Raw genomic sequence first — 24,481 nt, 5'->3', positions numbered from 1 at the left:
TACCGCGTTCGACAGCAGCGATCGGGACAACTTCTCTAAGTTCAGCGAAGAGCTTGGGCGCGAAACCGGCTATTTCAAAGACGTCTACACTGCCATCTCGGGAACTGCTTACGCCGCCGGATCAACCAAGGACTGGCGCTTCGAGTTCCAGGAGCCACTGCGCTACTACGGCGACGCCTCGCGCTCTCAGAAGGGCGTTGCCGTGGTCCAGGCTGGCGCAGCCGCTCTTGGCATCGGTGCGGCGGCGGCTGTTGAGTTCGGTGGCTGGTGCATCCTCAATCCGTACAGTTGCACCAAGGCCATCAGCGGAGCCGCCGATGCGGTGATGGGTGACTACGTGGGTGGTCATTCGCTTGCACCTGTGCTGCCGGCCCTGGTGGCGGCAAAGGCTGCTACCACTGCGGAAGACACGCTTCGATTGTCGAGCAGCGCGGCAGGTGCTGAGATCGCAGGGAATGCTGCAAAGAAGGGGGGGCTGCAATCCGAGCAGATCCTGAAGTCTGTGCAGAACTCATCGACAGAAACGGCGGGCCAGGCTGCAAATAGGGCTCTGACTGCTGGGCGTGAGCTGACACCTTTGTTCAAAGATGTTGAAACAGGTCTAAACTCGATAAATCCTGTCCGCTCCAATAATCGAGGTAGAATTTTGGAGCTTGGTTTGGATCCGGATAAGGGGAAAATTGCAGTGCATGAAGGTCAGGCGGCCGTCCAGTTAGAGAATTCCCTGGGAGGGACTCTGAAGAGGACAGACCCGGTGCAGGGCAGTAAAAATCCCGACTTCGTATTTGTCAATGGGCCCTATGCGGGGAAGACCGTGGATTTCATGTGGACAGACGGTACAAAGTCTACTCAAATAAATAAATTCTTCTCCAATAATTCAGCGCAGAATCAGCGGCAGCTGATAGATCATGTAAACAAGGCGGATATGGTTCCTCTGGATTACAGGAATCTCGCTCCTGAAAATCAGGCTTTGGTAAACTCTTGGATAAAAATGCTCACTCAGGAGCAGCAGGGTAAAATTATTATTTTGAGGTAAATTATGGCGATGTACATTTCTATTGGCGACGGGAACGGGCCGCCAGGTGCTGGCTGGTCCACTTCGGGTGGGGTGTTCGATTGCATTGTAGAGTCGACAAGGATGCTCTTTCGGCCCGACGAACAGTGCTGCCTAAGCGATATCTATGCCCCGCTGGATGAGCAGGGACAGAATTTCATTGTTCTCGACTACGTCGATGAGAGCTGCTTTAATTTGTTCTATTCGCGGTGCAGGCGGGCTATGGAAGAGTTTCCTTCCTCGGAGCGAGCGAAGATCGTTCCCGAGAGTCATATCCCAGGAATCATATGGAATTGGTCCGAAGTTCTAAGAATCATGCGGGAAGATCCTCGTTATCGGGAGTCCGCGTAAAAGACAGATGGATGTTCGAGGTGGGTTGATTGCTGCTGCTGGCACATACGGCAGGTATGTGAAACCGGATGGCACTTCATCAGTTCAGATGATTCTGGTGGCCCTGAGCGAATACAGCTGCGCGGAACCAGCAGTCGGTCGTCGAAGAACAAGAGCGGCAGCGGCGAGATCGGCTTCAGCATCTGCGGCAACCTGTCCATCATCAGTGAGCAGGACACCGACGACTACGCCAGCAAGCAGACGCAGGTCGGTGGCACCTTAGTGGCGTAGTTGCTGCAGCGGCGGCTTCAACATCACCGTGGGCGGCAACACGCACCTGGAAGGCGGCGTGATCGGCAGTACTGCCGATGCCTCGAAGAACCGCCTGGATACCGGCAGCCTGAGCGTTGTCGACATCGAGAACGAATCCCGCGCCAAGACCAGTGGCGGTGGCATCAGCAACCCGCTGGGCAGCATGGCCGGCGCAGGACTGAGCCTGCTGGGCGGTACCAAGAAGAACGACAGCACCACCACCCACTCGGATATCGCCGCTGGCACGGTGGTGGTGCGCGATGGCAATGAAAGCGCCCTGGCCGGTCTTGATCGGACCGCGACCGGCTTTGATACCGATAGTGCACTGTCGGCCGTTGACCTGCGCAAGATGCAGGAGCGCGCCGAGGTGATGCAGCTGGGCGGGCAGCTGCTGTTCAAGGGCGTGGGTGACTTGGGCGGCTACCTGAGCCAGAAGGCGGAGACCGAGAAGGCAGGGCGTCCTGGGCCGACGGCGGCAACGGCCGCGCGCTGCTGCGCGACATGTTCAATAGTGACGTGGGCCCGTCTGAGCTCCTAGCTGGGGTTCATAGTGGAAAGTGCCCTGTCGTCGGGAATGGTTCACGAGGGAACCCAATTGTGGAATTTGGTCGGCCGATAAGCGTTGATGGAACAACCGGACAGGCCGTAACAAGGGGGCAGATACACTATAGTAAAAATGGTGCTCATATTGTTCCGGATGCGAGGAAGTAAGCGGTATGTTTTTGAATAGGTTGCCGGATTGGCTAGTGGTGTGCTTCAGGGTGGCGCTCCTCGGTGAGATATATCAGGAGATCCGAGCCATAGCTGTAGGGTACGACGAGAAGGGGAGGGTTTTGATTCGTTATTATCTTGAGCGTGACCCGACTGATCTTGATTGGGAAAGCGTAGAGGTCGTGGCGACAAATGTCGATGCAGCAAGTTCGGAGGTTGGTATTTCAAGAATCGACGTTGAATGCCTGTATGTTTCAGGCCCTCTGAGGGGCTTGCCATCACTTAGTGGTTTTGTATATGCACGCCGAGAGTTTAATTAGGGATAGGGCTCGAAGGGTCTAAAGGATGGTTCTGTGTGCAAGATTTCCATGATTCTGTGCATGATCAGCGGCGGCTGATAGATTATTCTGCAAGGTCATCGCAGGGCAATGCGAGGCTGGAAACGTTTATATGTTATATGCAATGCTGATGGCAAAATATCCTCGAGAACTTCCAAGAATAAACGTGGCGGTGGTCTGTGAGTTACGTTGAAAGACAGGTCGAGATAATTGATTCTCTATATAGGGCGATGGATGCAAGTGCTGAGAATGGTTACACGGATGCTGCGTGTAGATTTCGCTATCTTCCAGAGGAGGATGGATCTCTTGGCATTGATTCCTCATTTTTTTACACGATCGGTGGCGTTTCCGTATCTGCATTGTTGAATGATTATGGTGATAAGGGTTGTGCTGATTTGGTTTGCGATCTCCATGATGTAATGAAGGAGCATACGGGAGGGGATTGGAGGGAATTTGATATTGTGATTAATTCCGATAAGACTGTAACTACACAGTTTATATATTCTTAGTGATTTTGTTCATGCCATTAGTCTAAAATTCCCAGGATCCTTTGACTCGATGAGGAATTCTTGAAAACCAAGGTGGCAGACGCTGAAGTGAAAAATTTGGCGTAATGGCGGAGCTAGTGCTTTCGGTTGAGGGCTAGTCCGTCCTATCGGCATTGGCGCCTCCAGTTCCAGTGCCAGCCAGACCAGCCACGACCAGTCGGCGGTGGGCAGCACCATCCGCAGCCAGGTGAAGGGTGACAACGTGGCGCTGGCCGCGTGGGACAACATCACCCTGCGCAGCGAAGCGGAAGACCACACGCAGTCGTCGAAGAACAAGAGCGGCAGCGGTGAGATCGGCTTCAGCATCGGCGCGCAGACCGGTTGGTACGTGTCGGCCAGCACCGCCAAGGGCAAGGGCAGCGGCAACGGCACCACGCATGTTGAAACCGTGGTGGACGCCGACCGCAACCTGACCGTGATCAGTGGCAAGGACACCACGCTGCAGGGTGCCCAGCTGAGTGGCGACAAGGTGGTGGCCAGCATCGGCGGCAACCTGTCCATCATCAGCGAGCAGGACACCGACGACTACGCCAGCAAGCAGACCCAGGCTGACGGCACGTTTTTGTGCGGCAACGAGCGCTGGAGTGGGGGCCAACATCTGAGCTTTGTCGCCAGGCGTGGATGCCTTCAGCTCTGTTACCAGCCAAGCCTGGCACCACCAGAGCGCTGTTGACGACCCATGGAGTGGAGTGTTGTGGGAGGTTGTTGGCAGAGTTTGGTTCGGTGAACTAAAGTTAATTAAATAAGTGGTAAGGGCTGTCAAGGGAGCGCGAGTGAAAGACAAGAATTCATTGGCTATCGATTTCTCGGAGCGAGTTGGTGTGCCCATTAATAGGCGTTATCTATCTGATTTTTTCGACGTCATGAATGCGCGCGTCAAGGGAGATGGTTCATACTTCATTATTAAGACGGACGGAGATAGGGTCGGTGCAAGGCTGACGTTCGTTTTTTGTGATCGTGCAAGGGATGTTGTGCTGAGGAGGGATACTTCCAGCATTGAGGACGGCATGATGCACATGTTTGCTGGCCTGGAAGAAGCAGGCGGCTACGTTTGATTAGTTCAAGTAGCAGATAAGCCGGCGCTTCACCTGAAGCGCGCTTGGCGTACTGGTTGGATGGCGTCCCGGCTTGTCTTGATATTGGAATGTGGGCCGTGCATATCGCTGATTCGGAGGGCCTTATCAATCCATCCCCGGGGTCATGCGGTGAATGTGGTGGTGCAGGACACACCCGGGACAACCCGCACAGCAGACTTGCATCGCAGAACTTGGCCGGCCTGGGCAGTGCGAAGAAAATGACAGCACCACCACCGGTACTCATACTGCCGCCGGCCGGGTGGTTGCGGAGTCCAAATGAGAGTCGAAGCAGGCCTTGATCTAACAGTCGCGGTGCTTGACGCTCATGTCCATTGGGGCGTCGATCCAAGACGAACCCGTCCAGAACCACCGTCATCTCCCTCTTCATCACAACGGGCTACGATGAACCCGGTTCCGGATCGAAGGAGTGGCCATGAATTCCCCCTTGTCTCCCCTGTTGTCGGCAATCGGCCGTAGCTGGTGGATCCTCCTGCTGTATGGCCTGGTCGCTCTCGGCTTCGGCATCATCGCCATCGGCTGGCCCTTGTCGGCGGCCATGGCATTGGCCTGGACGCTGGGCGTGATGGCCATCATCGAGGGCGTCATCAGCCTGTTCGCATTGATCAATGGCGGCAGCGGCGCGTCCCGCGGCTGGCTGGCGCTGTACGCCCTCGCCTCGCTGGGCTTCGGTATCCTGGCGGTGATCAACCCGTTGGCCACCGCCAGCGTGCTGGTGCTGTTCCTGGCGGCGTGGCTGCTGGTGGCTGGCATCTATCGCATCGTGTTCGCGATCCGCGTGCGCAAGCAGATCCAGGGCGAATGGTTGCTGATCCTCAGCGGCGTGCTGGCCGTGGTGCTGGGCCTGTTGTTTGCGGCCAACCCGTATGCCGGCGTGGCGGTCACCACGCTGTGGATCGGTATCGGCAGCCTGCTGTACGGCCTGCTGCAGGTGCTGGTGGCATTCAAGCTGCGGAAGCTGAAGTGAGAACGGCGCTTCCCCTGTTGGTGGGCGTGGCCTTGACCCTGGCCGGCTGCATGCCGGGCGCCACGCCCGCAGTGCAGACAGTCGAGCGCCATGCACCGCGCCCCGGTGTGGATGTGCGCCTGAGCGCGGTCGATGCGGATGGCAAGGGCACGCAAGCGCAGTGGCAGGGCGAGACCCTGGCGCTGCGCGAGCCGCCGATTGCCGACAGTGCAGATATCGCCGATGTGCGCTATGTGCTGGACGCGGGCCAGGAGCCCGGCCTGCAGATCCGGTATCGGCCAGAAGCACGCCAACGCATCCACGATGGCACGGCGGCGCTGGTGGGGCAACGAGCGGCGATCAGCGTGAATGGTCGCGTGCTGATGGTGGCGACGGTGAAAGGCCCGTTCGGTGAATCGATGATGCTGAGCGGGCTGCCGAGCGTTGCCGAGGCGCAGGCGTTGGCCAGGCATATCACCGGGAAGTGATGGCAGCGGTGGAGTCGACTGTTAGTCGACTCACGCGCGTGGCGCGGCGTTCTTGGTGTTGGAGCGAAGAGCAGTCGACCAACAGTCGACTCTACCCGGTCTGCGTGCCACCCCCATCGGCGTGCCATACCGTCACGGCGGGCCATACCCCGTTGGCATGTCATGGGGTATGGCCGACGCCAGGTGCAGGCGCTGTCAGCCCCGCTTTCCCGCGAACCGTGCCTCGATCTCCTCCAGTGACTTGCCCTTGGTCTCCGGCAGCCAGAACGCGGCTACCAGGAAGAACACGAAGGTGCACGCCGCCCAGAACACGAACATGCTGGCGTAGCCGTAGTGGCCCACCGTGGGCATGAAGATGGCGGCGATGGTGGTCGACACGAACTGGTTGATCAGCAGCGCGATGCTCATGCCATTGGAACGGATGCGGTTCGGCATCAGCTCCGACAGTGCCAGCCACACGCACACGCCGGGGCCGACCGCGAAGAACGCGACGAACACCAGGATGCAGGCGGCCACGGCCCAGCCGTGTGCCGGTGGCGGCACCGGGCCGATGCGCGCCTGTTCGATGCGCAGCGGCGCCTGCGCGGCACTGGCCGGGTCGGCGAACGGGTTCAGATGCAGCTTGCGGAAGAACGCACCAATCACACTGTCGGGCTGCACAGTGCCGGCGCGCTCGATGCGCAGCTCGCGATCGGTCAGGTTGTCGCTGCGCAGGGCGCGCACGTTGGTGAAATCACCGTAGGCATAGGAGACGGTCAGCTGCATCGGCCGCCCTTCGCGGTCGATCCCCGCGCCCAGGCGCTGCCACTGCGCATCATCCAGCACCAGCTGCAGGCCGTCGCCGCTGACCGCCGCCTGCAGCTGCGGCTGCACATCGGCACGGCCGCGCTCGGCCTGGAAGAACAGCGTGGCCGCGGCCAGCAGCGCCACGCAGATGCCACCACTGCCGAGCATCAGCAGGAACTTGCGGCCCTTGCGGTCGACCAGCAGCAACGCGACCACGGTCATCACCGCATTGAGCAGCTTGATCGCCACGTCGGCGCCGTTGGCCACTGAACCGGACAGGCCGGCCTGGTTGAGGATGTTCACCGCGTAGGCCAGCACCGAGTTGATGCCGGTGGCCTGGGTGCAGGCCAGCACCACGCAGGCGAGCAGGAACGGCACCACGTAGCGGCGGCTGAGCAGCGGATCGCGCTTTCCGTCCCTGCTGCTCGATTCCGGCGCCTGGATCTGGGCCAGCGTGGGCTCGACATCTGCGGCGGGCAGGACGCGCTGGAGGCTGCGGCGGGCTTCATCGATGCGACCCCGCCGCACCAGCCAGCGTGGTGACTCGGACAGCCAGAAGATGCCGGCGCAGAACAGCAGGCCCGGCGCCAGGCAGGTCCAGAAGATGGTGCGCCAGGCGTGGTCCTTCACCGTGAACAGTTCCTGCGCCTGCTGCGCGACCGGCAGCGAACGCACGGCTTCGGCGGCGGCATCGACGGCGTGGGCGTGGTACAGGCCGATCAGGGCTGCCAGCACCAGGCCAACGGTCAGCAGCAGCTGGAACATGGCCGCGCCGCGCCCACGCCGCTCGGGGCTGAGCACTTCGGCCAGGTACAGCGGAATCACTACGCCGATCAAACCGCCACTGATGCCCTGCAGGAGGCGCCCCAGCAGCAGCGGCGTGTAGCCGGAGGCCAGTGCCATGATCGGAATCGAGGCGGTGAACAGCAGGCCGGCCAGCAGCATCGCGCCGCGACGGCCGATCAGGTCGGCAACCATGCCGGCGAACAGCGAGGACAGCACGCTGCCCAGCAGTACCGCTGCCACCACGAAGCCGAGCTGCTGGCTGCTGAGCTGCCAGGCGTGGCTGGCAGTTGCTTCAAGATAGGGCAGGGCGCCGGCGATGATGCCGATGTCGATGCCGTACAGCAGGCCACCCAGGCCGCCGATGAAGAGCAGGTAGCGTACGGGCCAGCGCGGAGCGGTGCGTGCAGTCATCGGCATATCCCAGAAGGTGTTTCGGTGCGGATCGCTTTCTGTAGAGTCGAGCCATGCTCGACTGACCGCGCATGGCGCGGCAGAGCAGTCGAGCATGGCTCGACTCTACGAAGGCACGGTGCGTCAGGCTGGTGTTGCGTTCAAATCGACCATGCGCCCACCCACCACCACCTGCTGCAGGCGCAGTTCGGCGTCCAGCGCTACCAGGTCGGCGCGGGCGTCGGGCGCGATGCGGCCGCGATCGCCCAGGCCCAGGTAGTCGGCCGGGAAGGTGGAGACACGTTGCGAGGCATCGGCCAGCTCCAGGCCCACCTGCACCAGGTTGCGCAGCGCCTGGTCCATGGTCAGCGCGCTGCCGGCCAGTGAACCGGTAGCCAGGCGCACGCAGCCGCCGCACTTGTGCACGCGCTGCTCGCCCAGTGCGTACTCGCCGTCGGGCATGCCGGTGGCGGCAGTCGCGTCGGTCACTGCGTACAGGCGCGGGATCGCACGCGCGGCCAGGCGGATCACGCCGGGATGGATGTGCTGCAGGTCGGGAATGATTTCGGCGTACTGCGCATGCGCGAGTGCCGCCGCCGCGATGCCCGGGCGATAGTGATCGACGCCGGTCATGCCGTTGAACAGATGGGTGAAGCCGGAGGCACCGGCCTGCAGCGCAGCAACACCTTCTTCGTAGGTACCGGCGCTGTGGCCGAGCTGCACGCGGATGCCCATTGCCGAAAGCGCGGGAATCAGCGCGGTGTGCTCGCCGATCTCCGGCGCCAGCGTCATCACACGGATCGGCGCCAGCGCGTGCAGCCGCTGTACCAGCGCCAGCGTCGCCTCGATGGTGCGGTTGGGCTGCGCGCCCAGCCGCTGCGGGCTGATGAACGGCCCTTCCAGATGTACGCCGACGATGCTGGCGGCGTCTGCATCGGGTGCGGCCATGGTGGCGGCCACGCCGTGCAGCGCGTGCTCGATCTCATCCAGGCCGGCGGTCATGGTGGTCGCCAGCAGCGTGGTGGTACCGAAGCGCAGATGGGTGCGGGCGATGGTGCGCGCCACGTCGCCGCCCTGCATCAGGTCCACCCCTGCAGCGCCGTGCACATGCAGGTCGATGAAGCCGGGCAGGATCACCGGCAGCTGCAGATCGTCAGCGCCGCTGTGGTCGTCCACCTGCAGCTGGCGCACGTGGGAATCGAAGTGGACGTGGCCACGCCGCCAACCCAGCGGGGTGAGGATGCGGCCATGCAGGGAACGGGTGTCGCTCATGCGGTGGGCTCGGCGATGATCACCTCGATGCCCAGCCGCTGCAGTCCCTCGCGGGTTGCGTCGTCGATGCCGGCATCGGTGATGATGGTGTGGATCTGATCCAGCAGGGCGATGCGGTGCAGGCTGACGCGCCCGAACTTGGAGGCGTCGGTCAGCACCACGATACGGCGTGCACGCTCGACCATGCGATGGTTGAGGCGGGCTTCGGCTTCGTCATGGGTGGTCAACCCGAACTGCAGGTCCAGGCCATCCACGCCCAGGAACAGCGTGTCGAAGCTGTAGGAGTTGAGGCTGGCTTCGGCCTGGCTGCCCTGCAGCGACAGCGACTGCTGGCGCAGCAGGCCGCCGGTCAGCAGCACGTTGATGCCGGCCGCGTTGGCCAGTTCCCAGGCGATGTTCAGCCCGTTGGTCATCACCGTCACGTCGCGCTGCGTGCGCAGGTGGCGGGCCAGGGTCATCGTGGTCGAGCCGGAGTCGATGATGATGTTGTCACCAGGCCGTACCAGGCGCGCGGCACACGCGCCGATCGATTCCTTCAGCGGCAGGTTCAGTGCGTCCTTTTCGTGGATGTCCTGTTCCTGCGGCGGCGTGCGCACCAGCGTGGCGCCACCGTGGGTACGGTTGGCCAGGCCCTGCGATTCGAAATGGGTCAGGTCGGCACGGATGGTCACCGCCGACACGCCGAAGCGCTCGACCAGATCGGCCACCTGCACCGAGCCGTGCTCGATCAGCAGCTGCAGGATCTGTTGCCGGCGGGAGCGGGTGTTGCGCATGGCCATTCTCGGTGTCGCGGGGAAAGGTAGAGATTAGCCGTTTGCAGCAACGGCGGCAGCCGAACCTGCGTGGTGAGTGCGGGTTCCGGCTTGGTTGGCGCTGCAGGCACGGGCGTACTCACCCAGGCACAGGCCGATACGGTGCTGCACCAGTGCGGTGGGGGTGTTGGCCAGGGTGCCTTCGCGCACGGCGCGGTACTGTTCCGGCAGGTACTGGCTGAGCAGCACCAGCGGCGGCGCGTGCTGTTCCAGGTTGGCGAACAGGGTCTGCACCGCCTGTACCAGCGCCGGCTCGCCCCAGTAGTAGCGGCAGCGGTCGCTGAAGGAGTAACTGCGCAGCAGGCGCAGCGCTGCCTCATCGCCCTGGTAGTAGGACTGCCAGTACTTCGGCTGCGCCACCATCACCTCGTCCAGCACCTGCGGCAGGCGCGAGCATTGTGCGGCCGGCAGCAGTTCTGCCTCGATCGCGGCCAGCGCGAACAGCGCTTCGCGGTAGGCGAAGGTCGCCGCCGGGCCGACCTTGAGGATGGCGAAGTGGTCGCGCACCAGCGCGTGCAGGCCGCTTTCGCGCTGGTAGTCGGTGGAGTGCGCCTCGAACACGATGCGTGGCTGCTGTTCCAGGAAGTCGGCCAGCGTGCTGGCGGCGGCCGGGTCGTATTCGTGCACGCTGCTGTGGTCGAAGTCGACGCCCGGCTGCACCACCATCGCGATCACGCGCTGCCACGCATCACGCAGCTGCGGCGTGTCGAACGCCTGCTGGTGGATGGCCAGGGTCTGCGCGGCGGCGGCCGGCGTGGTCACCTGCAGTCCCTCGGCAAGCGAGGCTTCTCCACCGGGAATCGGCACCTCGGTACCGATCACGTAGACCGGCGGCGGCAGGCCGTGTTCGGCGGCGGTGCGTTCGGCGATCTCGGCCAGCTCGGCCGAGCGTGCGGCAACGATGGCATCGGGCAGCGGCACCGGGTCATCGGCGCAGGACATGCTGCAGTCGAGATGGATCTTGTGGAAACCGGCGGCGACGTAGGCTTCGATCAGCACGCGCGCGTGGGTCATCGCTTCGGCAGCCGGGCGCTTCTGCCAGGCATTCGGGCCAAGATGGTCACCGCCGAGGATCAGCCGCTCGCGCGGGAAGCCTTCCTCATCGGCCAGGGTACCGACGTAGTCGCGGTACTGCGGCGGGGTCATGCCGGTATAGCCGCCGAACTGATCGACCTGGTTGGAGGTGGCCTCGACCAGCAGCACGGTGCCGTGTGCCAGCGCCACGTGCATGGCCGCGCGCAGCACCTGCTCGTTGCTGCAGCAGACGCTGTACAGGCCGACGTTGGCACCGGCGCGGTGGGAGGCAAGCAGGGTCTGCAACGGGGACATGGTCAGGCTCCGGACATCAGGAAAACGAGGGTTGGCAGGCGAGCAGGGCGGCACCACGTGCGCCACCGGCATCGCCGAAGCGCGGCGGCACGATCGGCGGTACCTGCACGCCGTTGAACAGATGGGCAGCGATGGCCGACGGCAGCTGCTGGTACAGCGGCGCGTACTGCGAGAGACCACCGCCGAGCACGATCACGTGCGGGTCCAGCGCCAGCACCAGCGCGGCCAGGCTGTGGCCAAGCAGATCGCGGTGGATGTCCAACGCCTTGCGCGCACGTGCATCGCCGGCTTCGGCCAGGGCGATCACGGCGCTGGCGTCGGCGGCGCTGCCACCGAGGTGGCGCTCGATCATCGCCACACCGCTGCCGGACACATAGCGCTCCACGCAGCCCTGCAGGCCGCAGCCGCAGTCCAGCAGCGGCAGGCCGTGGCGCTGCAGCAGGTGGCCGGGCACGCTCCAGTGGCCCCATTCGCCGGCCAGGCCGTTGAAGCCGGACAGCAGCCGGCCGTGCAGGCAGAAGCCGCCGCCGGCACCAGTGCCGAGGATGGCGCCGAACATGCTGGGGTAGCCGTCAGCCGCGCCGCCGTGCGCTTCAGACAGGGCAAAGCACTGCAGATCATTGCCGAAGTGCAGCGGGCGCTGCAGGCGTGCCTGCAGATCCTGCGCCACGCATTGGCCGGTCAGTGCAGGCACGTTCGCGCTGAGCTGGCGACCGCTGCGGCGGTCACGCACGCCGGGCAGGGCGATGCCGATGGCCGCATCGCTGCGGCCGAGGGCGGCGTCCGCCTCGGCCACCAGCGCCACCACCGCCTGCAGGAAGCCGTCGTAGTCACCCTGTGGGGTGGCCACGCGGCGGCGCCAGGTGACCTGCATCGCCGCATCGCACGCCACCAGCTCGATCTTGGTGCCGCCGATGTCGATGCCGTAGCAGGCGTGGGCGATCAGCTCAGCCATGGTGGATGGTGACGCCCTTGACGACGCGGTTGACGGTGCCATCCGGGAACGGGTTGTCCGGGGTCAGGCCAAGCGCGGCCGAGCGCTGCAGCGCGAACAGCTGCGCGAAGCCCAGCCACACCGGCGCCAGCCACGGGTCGTCCAGTGCCGGCACGGTGAGGGTGTATTCGTCATCGGCGCCGATGTCCGAATGCGGACCGATCGCCAGCACCTGGCCGGCCACGCCGTCGCGGCGCAGCTCTTCCAGCAGGTCCTGTTCGTAGCGGCGCGCCAGCGGCTGCACGCTGCGCAGCACCACCACCAGGGTGTTGCCATCCAGCGTCGACTTCGGCCCATGACGGAAGCCCAGCGGGGTGTTGGCCAGCGCCAGCACGCGGCCAGCGGTCAGTTCCAGCACCTTCAGCGCGCACTCGCGTGCCAGCGCTTCCAGCGGGCCGCTGCCGAGGTAGATGATGCGGTTGAACGGGCGCTGCGCCAGCGCCGCCACCGGTGCGTCCCACTGCGCCTGGCCTTCGCGGGCCAGCGCGGCGATCTGCTTCAGGCGCGCCACGCGCGCATCCCACGGCGAACGATCGAACACGGTCAGCGCGGCCAACAGCATGCAGGTCAGGCTGCTGGTCATGGCGAAGGCGCGGTCGCAGCTGGCCGACGGCATCAGCAGGGTGCAGGTATCGGCACGGCCGGCCCCACGGCGGGCCAGTTCGCCATCGGCGTTGCAGGTGATGTCGAGGAAGCGCGCGTCATCCACGTCGCTGCGCACGCGGTCAACCGCCGCCACGCTTTCCGGGCTGGAACCGCTGCGGCCGAACGAGACCAGCAGGGTCGGGCGGTCGCGCTGCAGGTACAGCGCCGGGTGGGTCAGCAGGCTGGTGGTGTGCACCACGCGCACATCGGCTGGCCACTGCGCGTTGATCGCGTCGGCCACCATTTCGGCGATGAAGCCGGAGCTGCCGGCGCCGGTGAACAGCACGCGCTGGTTGGGATCGTTGAGGCTGTCGCCGAGGAAGGCCTGCAGGCGGTCGCGGGCACGCGACAGGTCCTGTGCGAGGGCTTCCCACAGCGCAGGCTGCTGGGCGATTTCGGTAGCGGTATCGGCTCCGCCAAGGCGCTGCCAGGCGGACACATCGGAAAGCAGGGTGACGTCCATTCGGAGGTTCCAGTTGGGCCAGCGCACCATCTGCGTTTTCTTTCGAAATGTCAAATAGCGAAAGTAAAAAGAAAGAAAATGTGACGCCGACTTCGCTCTGCCCAGAGCACGTCGGAAAACGCAAGAATCCGCCGGATGCCGTATCGCACAATGCTTAACAGGCGTGTGCAAGCGATTACACAAAGTGTTGCGGCGCAACAACTTTCGTTTCAATGGAATATATCTTCCTTTTTCCTTTCAATTTGTTGACATCTTTCGAATCGCTGCCCTAGAGTCGGCCCAATCGCTTTCGAAACGCCCGGTGAACGGGTTGGGAGTCCGCGTGGAAAACTGCGTTCGTCGCTCGCCGCTGATGCTGGCCCTGTTGCCGGCATTGATGCTGGCGTCCATGCCGGCCCAGGCCGAGCCGGTCGGCAACCTGCGTTCGGTTGCCGCCAGCGCCAGCGGCGACGGCGTGCAGGGCTGGGACCTGCAGACCGACAAGGGCGCGCGCATCCGCATCGAACTGCCGGCCACCGACATCATCCGCGTGCAGGCCGGCCGCAACGGCACGCTGACCGGTGCCGGCGACAAGGCCGCACCGATCGTGCTGCCGCAGCCCAAGGCGAACGTGAAGGCGCAGCTGGAAGAAGACGCACAGGAAATCCGCGTGCGCACCGATGCACTGGTCCTGCATGTACAGCGGCAGCCGCTGCGCATGCGCCTGGAACGCCTGGACAACGGCCAGCCCACCGCGCTGTGGCAGGAACTGCAGCCGCTGGACCTGGATGCCACGCAGAGCGTGCAGGTGCTGTCCTCGCAGGCCGATGAGGGCTACTTCGGTGGCGGCCAGCAGAACGGCCGTTACCAGTTCAAGGGCCGCGAGCTGGACGTGTCCTACTCCGGCGGCTGGGAAGAGGGCGACCGCCCCAGCCCTGCACCGATGCTGCTGAGCAGCCGTGGCTGGGGCATGCTGCGCAACACCTGGAGCGATGGCAGCTACGATCTGCGCGAGGCCGACCAGGCCACGCTGCTGCACCGCGAAGACCGCTTCGATGCCTATTACTTCGTCGGCGCCGACCTGCCGAAACTGATCGAGCGCTACACCCAGCTGACCGGCCGCCCGAACATGGTCGCGCGCTGGGCGCTGTCCTACGGCGATGCCGATTGCTACAACGACGGTGACAATGCCAAGAAGCCCGGCACCGTGCCCGAAGGCTGGAGTGACGGCCCGACCGGCACCACGCCGGATGTGATCGACTCGGTGGCCAAGCAGTACCGCGCCCACGACATGCCCGGTGGCTGGATCCTGCCCAACGATGGCTACGGCTGCGGTTACAAGAAGCTGCCGGAAACCGTGCAGGGCTTGGCCAAGTACGGCTTCCGCACCGGCCTGTGGACCGAGAACGGCGTCGACAAGATCGCCTGGGAAGTGGGCAAGGCCGGCAGCCGCGTGCAGAAGCTGGACGTGGCCTGGACCGGCAAGGGCTACCAGTTCGCGATGGACGCCAACCGCCAGGCGTTCAACGGCATCCTCGACAATTCCGATTCGCGCCCGTTCCTGTGGACGGTGATGGGCTGGGCCGGGATCCAGCGCTACGCCGTAGCGTGGACCGGCGACCAGAGCAGCAGCTGGGATTACATCCGCTGGCACGTGCCGACCCTGGTCGGTTCGGGCCTGTCCGGCATGGCCTACGCCAGTGGCGATGTGGATGCGATCTTCGGCGGCAGCGCCGAAACCTTCACCCGCGACCTGCAGTGGAAAGCCTTCACCCCGGTGCTGATGGGCATGAGCGGCTGGTCGTCGAACGCACGCAAGCACCCGTGGTGGTACGACGAGCCCTATCGCAGCATCAACCGCGATTACCTGAAGTTGAAGATGCGCCTGACCCCGTACATGTACGGGCTGGTGCACGAGGCCGCGCAGACCGGTGCACCGCCGGTGCGCGGCCTGATGTGGGACAACCCGCGCGACCCGCATGCGCAGGATGAAACCTACAAGTACCAGTTCCTGCTTGGCCGCGACCTGCTGGTGGCGCCGGTGTACCGCAGCCAGGCCGCCAGCCGTGGCTGGCGCCGCGACATCCACCTGCCGGCCGGCGGCTGGATCGACTACTGGGATGGCCGCCGCGTGCAGGCCGGCGCCGACGGCCGCCAGCTCGACCGCCAGGTGGACCTGGCCACGTTGCCGGTGTTCGTGCGTGCCGGTGCGATCCTGCCGATGTACCCGTCGATGCTGTTCGACGGCGAGAAGCCGCTGGATGAAGTGACGTTCGACCTGTACCCGCAGGGCGAGTCGCAGTACACGCTGTACGAAGACGATGGCAACACGCGCCGCTACCAGCAGGGTGAGTCGAGCACGCAGCAGATCCGAGTGCAGGCGCCGGTGCAGGGCAGTGGCCCGGTGCAGGTGCAGATCGATCCGGTGCAGGGGCAGTACAATGGCCAGCTGGCGCAGCGCCGTTATGGCCTGCGCGTGCTCAGCCGCCAGGCGCCGCGTGCGGTGCAGGCCGGTGGCCGCGCGTTGCCGGCGCTGGCCGATGCGGCGGCGTTCAACGGTGCGGCTGAAGGCTGGTACTTCGATGCCAAGGAGCGCCGTGGCACGCTGCACGTGCGTACCGCTACCCAGGACATCCGCCAGCCGCTGCAACTGCAGCTGGACTTCGCGGTGGCCGCTGCGGCCGCCGACGATGCCTATCCGGCTGCGCCGGTGCTGGGCCGCGAACTGCCGGCCGACAGCCTGCTGGTGGTTAACCGCCCGGCCGAAGAGCCTGGCCATGCGCTGGAAAATGCCTTCGATGACGATCCGGCCACCTGGTTCCGCAGTGTGCGCAACCAGGCCGTGCGCACCGGTGCGCATGAGTGGGTGATCGGCTTCGGTGAGCGCAGGATGATCGACGGCATCGACATCGCGCCGCGCAACGACAAGAACTGGAAGCACGGCCAGGTGCGCGACTACGAGGTGTACCTGGGCGACAGCAATGGCGAGTGGGGCGAGCCGATCGCACGTGGCAGCCTGCAGTTGAAGGAGGGCGTGCAGCGCATCGCGTTCCCGGCCCATGCCGGGCGCCTGCTGCGCTTCCGCGTGCTGAGCGTGCAGAACCCCGAAGGCGACGGCGCCAGCAGCACCGACCCGATGGTCACCGCCGCACAGGGCAGCGCCCGCGCATTCGATGCACTGCAGCCACGCGACGTCGGCCCGATCGCCTTGTCCACCTTCCACATCCTCGAACACCAGGAACCGGAGCGACCGGCCCGGCAGCGCTATCTCTCCGAGCTGCCGGTGCCGGCCGCGCTGGCCAGCCAGGTGCGCACCGACCAGTCCTTCCGTGGCGACGCCGGCATGCGCATGAACGGCCTGCAGTTCCGCCGTGGCTTGGGCGTCGGCGCCAACAGCCGCATCGACCTGCGCCTGCAGGGCGGCTGGCACCTGCTGCGTGCCGACCTCGGCATCGACGACGCCTGCCGCACCGCCGGTGGCCTGCAGTTCCAGGTCTGGGGTGACAACCGCCTGTTGTATGACAGCGGCCTGGTGAAGGCACCCGGCGTGGTCAAGCCGGAGCTGGACATCCGAGGCCTTTCCACCCTGAGCCTGCGCACGCTGGGTGCGCAGGGCAGTCAACCCGCCCAGGTCTGCGCCAACTGGGCCAATGCCGTACTGATCGGCCAGGAGGGCGACTCCGCCAGCATCGTCGCCCCATGACCCCCTCGTAACACCGCTCCTCCCCCCGCCCATTCCGACTACGGCCCTCGTGGCCGTGGCCCGGGAGCGTTTTGCCCGCCGAACGCCCACGCGCTCACTTATTGCGCTGCACCCCTGCCAGGAGAGAACCCCGATGTTGCCCGCCCGCCACCACCGCCCCCCCTGTCGTTCGATCGCTCCGCTGTCGCTGGCCATCGCCGGCGTGCTGCTGTCGGTCGCCGTTCCTGCCTTCGCCCAGGAGAGCAAGGACAAGGCCACCGACCTGGCCCGCATCGAGGTCACCGGTTCCAACATCCGCCGCACCGACGTGGAAACCGCCTCGCCGGTGCAGGTGATCAGCAAGCAGGACATCCAGAACATGGGTGCGCGCACGCTGCTGCAGGTGCTCGACAACCTGCCCGCCGCCCGCCCGGCGCAGCAGGACGCGCGTTCGCTGTTCACCGGTTCCGATGGTGCCTCGCAGGCCAATCTGCGTGGCCTCGGTGCCCAAGGCACGCTGGTGCTGCTGAACGGTCGCCGCCTGTCGTACTACGGTGCACCGGCAGGCTTCCAGACCCAGTTCGTCAACATCGATGCGATCCCGGCCGCGGCCATCGAGCGCATGGAAGTGCTGACCGACGGCGCCTCGGCGGTGTACGGCACCGACGCGGTGGCCGGCGTGATCAACGTGATCACCAAGCGCAACTTCCAGGGGGCCGAGGTCAGCTTCACCAACGACACCTCTTCGCGCATCGACTCCTACGGCGAACGCCAGGCCAGCATCACCGCCGGCTTCGGTGACTTGGCCGAGAACCGCTTCAACATCTACGGCGCGGTGAACATGTACCGCCGCGACGCGATCCCGCTGAGCGATTTCTACGACAAGCGGCCCGACCAGTACTACGTCAACAATCCGAACTACCTCAACAACCTGCGCCTGGGCGTGGGCAGCAAGCCGGGTGAATTCAATCCGGGCACTTACTTCGCCTTCGATCCAGTCACCGGCCGCCGTGTGCAGGAAGCTGCGCCGGGTTGCAGGAACGTGCTGACCAGTGAAGCGGCCGGTCCGCGTTGCGTCTGGGAAACCTGGATGAACAACGAGATCGACGCTGGTGCCAAGTCCGAGCGCAACACCGCCTACCTCAACGGCACCTTCCTGGTCGGTGACAGCACCGAGATCTTCGCCGAGGCGACCTACACCGACATCGACCTGCGCGCCAACGGCGGAACGCCGCGCACCTACGGCACCACCACCGGCAACCCGACCAGCTGGTTCTCGCGCAATACCGGCAACACCGTCAACCAGTTCCTGTACCCGTTCCTGGGCCCGAACAACGAATACAACCACGCCAGCCCGCAGATGAAGGCGATGATGGGCGGTGTGGTCGGCCTGAACTACCTGCTGCAGGATGCCGGCCCGAACTATTTCGGCCAGCGCAATACCGACAAGAGCTACCGCTTGCTGGCCGGTGCGCGTGGCAACCGGGGCGACTGGAACTGGGAAACCGCGTTCGCCAGCGCCGGCACCCACTCCACCACCTACCAGACGATCAACGTCAACACCAAGGGCTTCGAGAAGGCCTTCGGCCCGTACACGATCGATCCGGGCACCGGCCGCGTGATCATCTCCGACCATCCGGCGTACAAGTTCGGCGAGATCAGCGAAGCCAACGCCGCGCTGATCCGTGAAGCGTTCCCGACCTTCGACATCCAGTCGTGGACCCGCCTGCACACCCTCGACGGCAAGATCGAAGGCCCGCTGTTCCAGCTGCCGGCCGGTGAGATGCGGGCGGCATTCGGCTTCAACGCCAGCCGCGAAACCTTCTACACTCCTGGCAACGCCGACGCCGCCAACGGTCTGATCACCCAGCAGGGCGGTTCCTGGTTCGACGGCAAGCGCAACACCTACGCGCTGTTCGCCGAAACCGTGGCGCCGATCACCGACAAGCTGGAACTGGATGCGGCGGTGCGCGTGGACAAGTACCCGAACTTCAGCGCCAACGTGGCACCGAAGATCGGCTTCAAGTACCAGGCGTTCGACCAGCTGATGCTGCGCGGTACCTACTCCACCGGCTTCCGTGCACCGAGCCTGGCCGAGTCCGGCAATGGCGGCGTGTTCGCCCAGCTGGGCGGCTTCCGCGACGAGCTGCGCTGCAACGAGACCAACGCCATCGCCAACCTGTTGCTGAAGTCGCAGCGGCCGGGTGATGTCGACCTCGGCAAGAACATGCTGAACGTCGACTGCAGCCGCACCGTGGCCCGCATGACCCAGCCGAACAAGGACCTGAAGCCGGAGAAGGCGAAGATCGCCACCCTCGGCTTCGTCTACGAGCCGGCGAGCTGGCTGTCGGTGTCGGCCGACTACTGGTTCATCTACCGCAACAACGAAATCGTCGCGCCGGACTATCGCCGCATGGAAGACATCATCTCGATGTCGCGCTCGCCGATCACCGACAGCGACCGCGCCAACCTGGCGCAGCTGGCGGCCATGTGTGCCGACCCGGCCAGTGGCGTGAGCTGCCCGTCGGTGCTGCCGGGCTATTCGGCCGGCAACGTGGCCAGCGTGGTGGGCCAGTACAAGAACCGGGGCAAGACCCTGATCGACGGCTTCGACATCGATGCGCGCAGCCGTTTCTCGCTGGGCGACTGGGGCAACCTGAACATCGGCCTGGCCGCCACCATCGCCAACCGCAACCGCTTCTACATGGATGCGGAGAACGGCTGGTACTACGGCGACGTGGTCGGCTACTACAACAACCCTCGCCTGCGTGCCACGCTCAATGCCGACTGGACCTACAAGCAGGTGACCACCAGCATGTTCGTCAACTACGTGGGCGGCACCAAGTGGGCCACCGACCAGGTTGATGAGGTGAGCAACAACAAGGAAACCTGCACCGGCGGCTACCTGGCCCTGCAGAAGAGCAAGTGCGATGGTGCGCCGTCGTGGTGGACTGCCAACATGAGTGTCACCTGGCGCCCGGATGACGCGTGGAACCTGAGCTTCACCGTCAAGAACCTGTTCAACCGCCTGCCGTTCTACGATCCGAACAGCTTCCTGGGTGACTCCAGTGACTACGCCACCATCTTCGGTCGTGGTTACAGTGTGACCATCGGCTACCGTTTCAAGTAATTCCGTTTGCGTTACCCGGCGGGCCGGCTACGGCCGGCTCGCCGCCAAGAGGAGAGATGTTTGCCATGAAGCGTAGGGAATTCATCGCGGCCAGTGCCGCTGTCGCCGCCAGCAGCCTGCTGCCGCAGACCCCGGCGTGGGCACGCGGGCGCAAAGTGCGCCTGGCCATGATCGGCACCGGCATGCGTGGCCTTGTGCTGCTGAAGGAGCTGGTGCGCCGCGACGATGTCGAGGTGGTCGCGCTGTGCGACATCGAACCGATCATGCTCGGCCGTGCCATGGACATGGTGGCCAAGGCCGGCAAGCCGGCCCCGAAGACCTACGGCCAGGACCGCGATACCAACGCCTGGAAGCGCCTGCTGGAACAGAAGGGCATCGATGGCGTGATCATCGCCACGCCGTGGGAGTACCACGCACCGATGGCGATCGCCGCCATGCAGGCCGGCGTGGCCGTGGGCTGCGAAGTGGTGGCCGGCATCACCCTGCAGGACCACTGGGACGTGCTGAAGACCCAGCTGAGCACGGGCACCCCGTACATGCTGCTGGAGAACGTCTGTTACCGCCGCGACGTGATGGCCGCGCTGCAGATGGTGCGCCAGGGCCTGTTCGGCGAGCTGGTGCATCTGCAGGCCGGCTACCAGCATGACCTGCGCGGGGTGAAGTTCAATTCCGGCGACCCGAACCAGCCCTACGACAGCGGCGTGGAATTCGGCCCCAAGGGCTGGAGCGAAGCACGCTGGCGCACCGAGCATTCGGTGGAACGCAACGGCGAGCTGTACCCCAGCCACGGCATCGGCCCGTGCGCGATGTATACCGGCATCAACCGTGGCAACCGCTTCACCCATATCAATGCCTTCGCGACCAAGGCGCGTGGCCTGCACGAGTACACCGTTGCCAAGAGTGGTGGCACCACCCACCCCAGCACCAAGGTGAAGTTCAAGCTGGGCGACATCGTCACCACCACGCTGGCCTGCGAGAACGGTGAGACCATCCTGCTGCAGCACGACACTTCGCTGCCGCGCCCGTACTCGATGGGCTTCCGCGTGCAGGGCACCAAGGGCCTGTGGATGGACGTGAACCATTCGATCCACATCGAAGGCCGCAGCCCGCCGCACCAGTGGGAAGAGTTCAAGAAGTACCAGGACGAGTACGAGCACCCGCTGTGGAAGCAGAACGCCGACACCGCCGCGAGTGCAGGGCATGGTGGCATGGACTGGTTCGTCATCCATGCCTTTGTGGAGGCATTGAAGGCCAAGGCGCCGGTGCCGATCGACATCTACGACGCGGTGACCTGGAGTGCCATTACACCGTTGAGCGAGCAGTCGATCGCCAACAGCTTCCAGACCCTGGAGTTCCCGGACTTTACTGCCGGCGCGTGGAAGCAGCGCAAGCCGATCTTTGCGTTTGATGGGAAGTACTGAGATTTACCCCTTCCATGCGGTGACGGAAACGCCGGGCGATGCCCGGCGTTTCTGTTTCCGGGGCATTCGCCTTATAGAGCCGAGCCCACGCTTGGCTGCATTTCCGACACGCCCCCCCCGCATCAGAAAGTTCTGAAATTCGACTCATTCCACAGTTTTTTGACTTGAATGTGTAAACCACATCGGAGATAACGTCCCCATGCGGCCACGTCGCATTCCGGACCAGGGACGATCCGAAGCATGACGTGAGGAGGCTGCTGCCCCACGTTCTCGTTCCCGCCGGCGCTGTGTCCGTCCAGGAAGGAGAACAGGGATGTTGAAGGCAAACTCTGGCACTTCGCTCATCAGTCTGGCGCTGTTCGTGTTGGCGTGCTCGACGTCCAGCGTGCAGGCACAGGAGATCGAGAAGAAATGGGAAAGCTACTTCTCGATGGGAGAGCCCCGTTCCACGGAGGCGGCTGTCCAGAAAGACATACGGGCCTTCTTCGCCGAGTATGAGGTCGATAAGCCTTTCGTTTGGGAGGTCAAGCGCCAGAGGGCCCTTCCTAACAAGACGATCTATGACTATCGCGTCAAGCCCGAGAAGATCGTCACCACGGATTGGGTGTATGAGCAGAACCATCAGAAGTACGCCACGGAGGATGCCGTCCGCAGCATGTTCCTGTCGAAGAATGCGAGCGATCCGCGGTGCGCTGCCACCGTCATGACTGAGGAAGCCTGGGAGGAGGTTGGCGGGCTTGGAGTGGGAGATGACGGCAGCGTCATCAACGAAACCAAGCGCTATAAATTCGTCAAAAACAGTTACTACGAGGGGACCAAGGCCTGCTCGGAGCTGGTCTTTTGGGAACACGCCTATCGGAGTAGAACCGCAAAATGCATGAATCGCCCCATGATGATGTGGGACGATAACCTGGGCATGTGCGCCTTGGCCCAGCAGGACGAGCCAAACATGGCAATGCTGCTGGCGTACTGGACTTCTCCTCTGCCGCCGCAGGAGTGCAAAGTCGGTAATCCGTGCGACCCCACCACCGGCGACAAGTCTCAGCCGGAAGCGGACCTTGATTTCGGGTGGGTCCGCTTCGATCGCCAGTATCATTCCTTGACCGGCACCAGCGGCGGAGCCATGGGCCAAGGATGGACGCACTCCCACAACATTCGCCTGACGCTCGGCGTTGACGACACGGACTTTCCACCGAGTTCGGAAGTCCAGGTGGGTTTGATTGACGCTGAGGGTGGCCAGCTGGCCTTCAAGAAGGTGTGAGCGGTGTATGAGGCAATGGATGGCAGTGGGGACCGCGTGGCTCAACAGGGGAGCCTATGGTTGTTGTCGCGGGCTCAGGAGCGCATTCAGTTCGATGCCGGCGGCCTGATGCAGCGCCGCGATTTCGAAGACGGAACCTCGCTAACCTATGCACACGACAGCCGTGGCCGCCTGCTCAGCATCACCCATTCAACCGGCCGGTGCGTGGACGTCCAGTATCTCGCACCGGGTGACGATTCGCTGATCTCGGCCCTGGTGATCGCCGGCCAGCCCGTGGTGAGCTACGCCTATTCCCCGACCGGGGAATTGATCAGTGCGACCTACGCAGACGGTGCCAGCCGCACGTATCACTATGAGGACGCCCGCTTCCCGGGCTACCTGACCGGCATTACCGCCGAGGGCAACCAGCGTTACAGCTGGTACGGCTACGACGCCAAGGGGCGGGTCACCTGCAGCCGCCATTCCGGCGATTGCAGTCAGGCCGACGTGGGCATTGATGGCGTGCGCCTGGAGTACACCCTGGCAGGCACCACGATCGTCACCGACGCACTGGGCAAGCAGAGTACCTACGCATTGACCGCCAGCGGCGCCAGTGGCCTTCCGCGCAAGGTCAACGGCGTCACCGAGAGCAACGGCAGCATCAATCGCACCTATCTGCCCGAGGGCACTGATTTCCGGCGCCGGCTGCAGTCGGTGACCGATCGCCGAGGCGTTGTCACCCAGTATGCCTATTCCGAGGCCAGCGATGCTGCCGCAGGCGCCATCAGCGTGACCACCACCACTGAAGCGGCCGGTACTCCGGACCAGCGCGTCAGCGAAACGCGAGTGGCTCTGGACAGCAATCGGCTGGTGCAACAGACCGTCGGCAACCGTGAGATCCGCATCGTGCGCAATGGACGCCTCCAGCCGACCACCATCGCCGTGCGCGACATGGTGACCGGTGACACCCGCGTCACCACGCAGACCTACTGTGAGGCAGAGGGCCCGGAGTGCCCGCTGATGGGACTGCTGCGTAGCGTGGATGGCCCGCGTAGTGATGTGGCGGATGTCTCCACCTATGCCTACTACACCGCGGATGACGCGGGATGCGCGGCCAATGGTGCCTGCAGCTATCGCAAGGGCGACCTGCGCAGCGTGACCAATGCGCTGGGCCAGACGGTCGAGACCTTGGCCTACGACGCGTTCGGGCGGCCGTTGTCGGTCAAGGACGCCAACGGCGTGGTGACTGATTACACCTACCATCCCCGCGGCTGGCCGACCTCGATCACCGTGCGCGGTGCCACCACAGCCGAGGACCGGGCTACCCAGATCAGCTACTGGCCGACCGGCCAGGTGCAACAGGTCACCGAGCCTGACGGCAGCAGCGTTACCTATGTCTACGACGCCGCGCAGCGGCTGACGGACATCGCCGACAGCGCTGGCAACACCATCCACTACACGCTGGACAATGCCGGCAATCGCCTCAAGGAAGACACGCTCGATGCAGGCGGGACGCTGCGCCGTACCCTGGCACGGACGTTCAACACGCTCGGCCAGCTGACCGCACTGAAGGACGCGAGCAATCACGCCACCGGCTTTGCCTACGATGCCAACGGCAACCCGCAGACCGTGACCGACGCCCTGCAGCGCGTGACCAGCCAGCAGTACGATCCGCTCAACCGACTGGCGCAGACCCTGCAGGATGTCGGCGGCGTGGCGGCGGAGATCCGC

At 64.2% G+C, this 24,481-nt stretch carries 18 protein-coding genes and 1 pseudogene; 13 read left to right on the top strand and 6 right to left on the bottom strand.

Annotated elements, in window-relative coordinates:
- The 9 genes from AC5P5R_RS21630 to AC5P5R_RS21590 form a co-directional block, all read left to right on the top strand.
- Window positions 1-1,036, top strand: a 1,036-nt coding sequence (locus tag AC5P5R_RS21630) for a hypothetical protein (protein WP_495205402.1), incomplete at its 5' end; no start/stop codon positions are given.
- A 697-nt stretch (window positions 1,037-1,733) separates the two neighbouring features.
- On the top strand, window positions 1,734-2,234 hold the full coding sequence (locus AC5P5R_RS21625; protein WP_143568973.1) for a hypothetical protein: 501 nt from the start codon (window positions 1,734-1,736) through the stop codon (window positions 2,232-2,234).
- Window positions 2,198-2,407, top strand: coding sequence for a polymorphic toxin type 50 domain-containing protein (locus AC5P5R_RS21620; protein WP_080354123.1), 210 nt, complete (start codon window positions 2,198-2,200; stop codon window positions 2,405-2,407). Before AC5P5R_RS21625 ends, AC5P5R_RS21620 begins: the two co-directional genes overlap by 37 nt.
- A gap of 5 nt (window positions 2,408-2,412) precedes the next feature.
- Window positions 2,413-2,727: a MafI2 family immunity protein gene (locus AC5P5R_RS21615; protein WP_012481530.1), complete on the top strand. Its 315-nt coding sequence runs from the start codon at window positions 2,413-2,415 to the stop codon at window positions 2,725-2,727.
- Between the two features lie 197 nt (window positions 2,728-2,924).
- Window positions 2,925-3,254, top strand: a complete 330-nt coding sequence (locus AC5P5R_RS21610; protein WP_138927665.1) for a hypothetical protein — start codon at window positions 2,925-2,927, stop codon at window positions 3,252-3,254.
- A gap of 202 nt (window positions 3,255-3,456) precedes the next feature.
- Window positions 3,457-3,966: a hemagglutinin repeat-containing protein gene (locus tag AC5P5R_RS21605; protein ID WP_062605436.1), complete on the top strand. Its 510-nt coding sequence runs from the start codon at window positions 3,457-3,459 to the stop codon at window positions 3,964-3,966.
- Window positions 3,967-4,066: 100 nt separating this feature from the next.
- The gene (locus AC5P5R_RS21600) at window positions 4,067-4,348 is read left to right on the top strand and encodes a hypothetical protein (protein ID WP_088912225.1); all 282 of its coding nucleotides are present in this window, start codon (window positions 4,067-4,069) and stop codon (window positions 4,346-4,348) included.
- 454 nt (window positions 4,349-4,802) lie between these two features.
- Entirely contained in the window at window positions 4,803-5,354 is a 552-nt protein-coding gene (locus tag AC5P5R_RS21595) for an HdeD family acid-resistance protein (RefSeq protein WP_005414787.1), read from the top strand.
- Window positions 5,351-5,821 carry a SecDF P1 head subdomain-containing protein gene (locus tag AC5P5R_RS21590; RefSeq protein ID WP_076739873.1) on the top strand — a complete coding sequence of 157 codons (471 nt, stop codon included), beginning with the start codon at window positions 5,351-5,353 and terminating at the stop codon, window positions 5,819-5,821. Before AC5P5R_RS21595 ends, AC5P5R_RS21590 begins: the two co-directional genes overlap by 4 nt.
- A gap of 195 nt (window positions 5,822-6,016) precedes the next feature.
- On the opposite strand, the gene AC5P5R_RS21585 is transcribed toward AC5P5R_RS21590, so the two are convergent.
- The 6 genes from AC5P5R_RS21585 to AC5P5R_RS21560 all read right to left on the bottom strand — a co-directional run bounded on the left by AC5P5R_RS21585 (window position 6,017) and on the right by AC5P5R_RS21560 (window position 13,298).
- Window positions 6,017-7,804: an MFS transporter gene (locus AC5P5R_RS21585; RefSeq protein ID WP_100438201.1), complete on the bottom strand. Its 1,788-nt coding sequence runs from the start codon at window positions 7,802-7,804 to the stop codon at window positions 6,017-6,019.
- A 123-nt stretch (window positions 7,805-7,927) separates the two neighbouring features.
- A complete protein-coding gene (nagA, locus tag AC5P5R_RS21580) occupies window positions 7,928-9,055 on the bottom strand; it encodes an N-acetylglucosamine-6-phosphate deacetylase (protein ID WP_005414784.1) in 1,128 nt (375 codons plus the stop codon).
- Complete coding sequence (locus tag AC5P5R_RS21575; protein ID WP_005414783.1) at window positions 9,052-9,828, bottom strand: DeoR family transcriptional regulator; 777 nt, start codon at window positions 9,826-9,828, stop codon at window positions 9,052-9,054. The genes nagA and AC5P5R_RS21575 overlap by 4 nt, the downstream gene beginning before the upstream one ends.
- 33 nt (window positions 9,829-9,861) lie before the next feature.
- Window positions 9,862-11,196 carry a D-tagatose-bisphosphate aldolase, class II, non-catalytic subunit gene (locus tag AC5P5R_RS21570; RefSeq protein WP_012481525.1) on the bottom strand — a complete coding sequence of 445 codons (1,335 nt, stop codon included), beginning with the start codon at window positions 11,194-11,196 and terminating at the stop codon, window positions 9,862-9,864.
- A gap of 16 nt (window positions 11,197-11,212) precedes the next feature.
- Window positions 11,213-12,151, bottom strand: a complete 939-nt coding sequence (locus tag AC5P5R_RS21565; protein WP_024958683.1) for an ROK family protein — start codon at window positions 12,149-12,151, stop codon at window positions 11,213-11,215.
- Window positions 12,144-13,298, bottom strand: a complete 1,155-nt coding sequence (locus AC5P5R_RS21560; protein ID WP_005411499.1) for an SIS domain-containing protein — start codon at window positions 13,296-13,298, stop codon at window positions 12,144-12,146. Before AC5P5R_RS21560 ends, AC5P5R_RS21565 begins: the two co-directional genes overlap by 8 nt.
- A 322-nt stretch (window positions 13,299-13,620) precedes the next feature.
- Here AC5P5R_RS21560 and AC5P5R_RS21555 point away from each other — a divergent pair, with 322 nt between their 5' ends.
- The 4 genes and pseudogenes from AC5P5R_RS21555 to AC5P5R_RS21540 all read left to right on the top strand — a co-directional run.
- Window positions 13,621-16,980: a TIM-barrel domain-containing protein gene (locus AC5P5R_RS21555; RefSeq protein ID WP_100438202.1), complete on the top strand. Its 3,360-nt coding sequence runs from the start codon at window positions 13,621-13,623 to the stop codon at window positions 16,978-16,980.
- A gap of 133 nt (window positions 16,981-17,113) precedes the next feature.
- Window positions 17,114-20,089, top strand: a complete 2,976-nt coding sequence (locus AC5P5R_RS21550) for a TonB-dependent receptor (RefSeq protein ID WP_062605444.1) — start codon at window positions 17,114-17,116, stop codon at window positions 20,087-20,089.
- A gap of 65 nt (window positions 20,090-20,154) precedes the next feature.
- Window positions 20,155-21,510 (top strand): Gfo/Idh/MocA family protein, encoded by a 1,356-nt coding sequence (locus tag AC5P5R_RS21545; RefSeq protein ID WP_100438217.1) that lies wholly within the window; start codon window positions 20,155-20,157, stop codon window positions 21,508-21,510.
- A 313-nt stretch (window positions 21,511-21,823) separates the two neighbouring features.
- A pseudogene (locus AC5P5R_RS21540) lies at window positions 21,824-24,481 on the top strand (RHS repeat domain-containing protein); the annotation flags it as partial.

The sequence above is a fragment of the Stenotrophomonas sp. YJH_SMC_19 genome, from assembly GCF_059367915.1.
The sequence above is the reverse complement of the archived record's forward strand: the minus strand, read 5'-3'. Positions and strand labels throughout refer to the sequence as shown.

Bases quoted from the DNA above. Each gene is read 5' to 3' on its own strand.
- AC5P5R_RS21620 (WP_080354123.1), top strand. From the start codon at position 2,198: ATGTTCAATAGTGACGTGGGCCCGTCTGAGCTCCTAGCTGGGGTTCAT.
- AC5P5R_RS21615 (WP_012481530.1), top strand. From the start codon at position 2,413: ATGTTTTTGAATAGGTTGCCGGATTGGCTAGTGGTGTGCTTCAGGGTG.
- AC5P5R_RS21595 (WP_005414787.1), top strand. From the start codon at position 4,803: ATGAATTCCCCCTTGTCTCCCCTGTTGTCGGCAATCGGCCGTAGCTGG.
- AC5P5R_RS21585 (WP_100438201.1), bottom strand. From the start codon at position 7,804: ATGACTGCACGCACCGCTCCGCGCTGGCCCGTACGCTACCTGCTCTTC.
- nagA (WP_005414784.1), bottom strand. From the start codon at position 9,055: ATGAGCGACACCCGTTCCCTGCATGGCCGCATCCTCACCCCGCTGGGT.
- AC5P5R_RS21575 (WP_005414783.1), bottom strand. From the start codon at position 9,828: ATGCGCAACACCCGCTCCCGCCGGCAACAGATCCTGCAGCTGCTGATC.
- AC5P5R_RS21570 (WP_012481525.1), bottom strand. From the start codon at position 11,196: ATGTCCCCGTTGCAGACCCTGCTTGCCTCCCACCGCGCCGGTGCCAAC.
- AC5P5R_RS21565 (WP_024958683.1), bottom strand. From the start codon at position 12,151: ATGGCTGAGCTGATCGCCCACGCCTGCTACGGCATCGACATCGGCGGC.
- AC5P5R_RS21560 (WP_005411499.1), bottom strand. From the start codon at position 13,298: ATGGACGTCACCCTGCTTTCCGATGTGTCCGCCTGGCAGCGCCTTGGC.
- AC5P5R_RS21550 (WP_062605444.1), top strand. From the start codon at position 17,114: ATGTTGCCCGCCCGCCACCACCGCCCCCCCTGTCGTTCGATCGCTCCG.
- AC5P5R_RS21545 (WP_100438217.1), top strand. From the start codon at position 20,155: ATGAAGCGTAGGGAATTCATCGCGGCCAGTGCCGCTGTCGCCGCCAGC.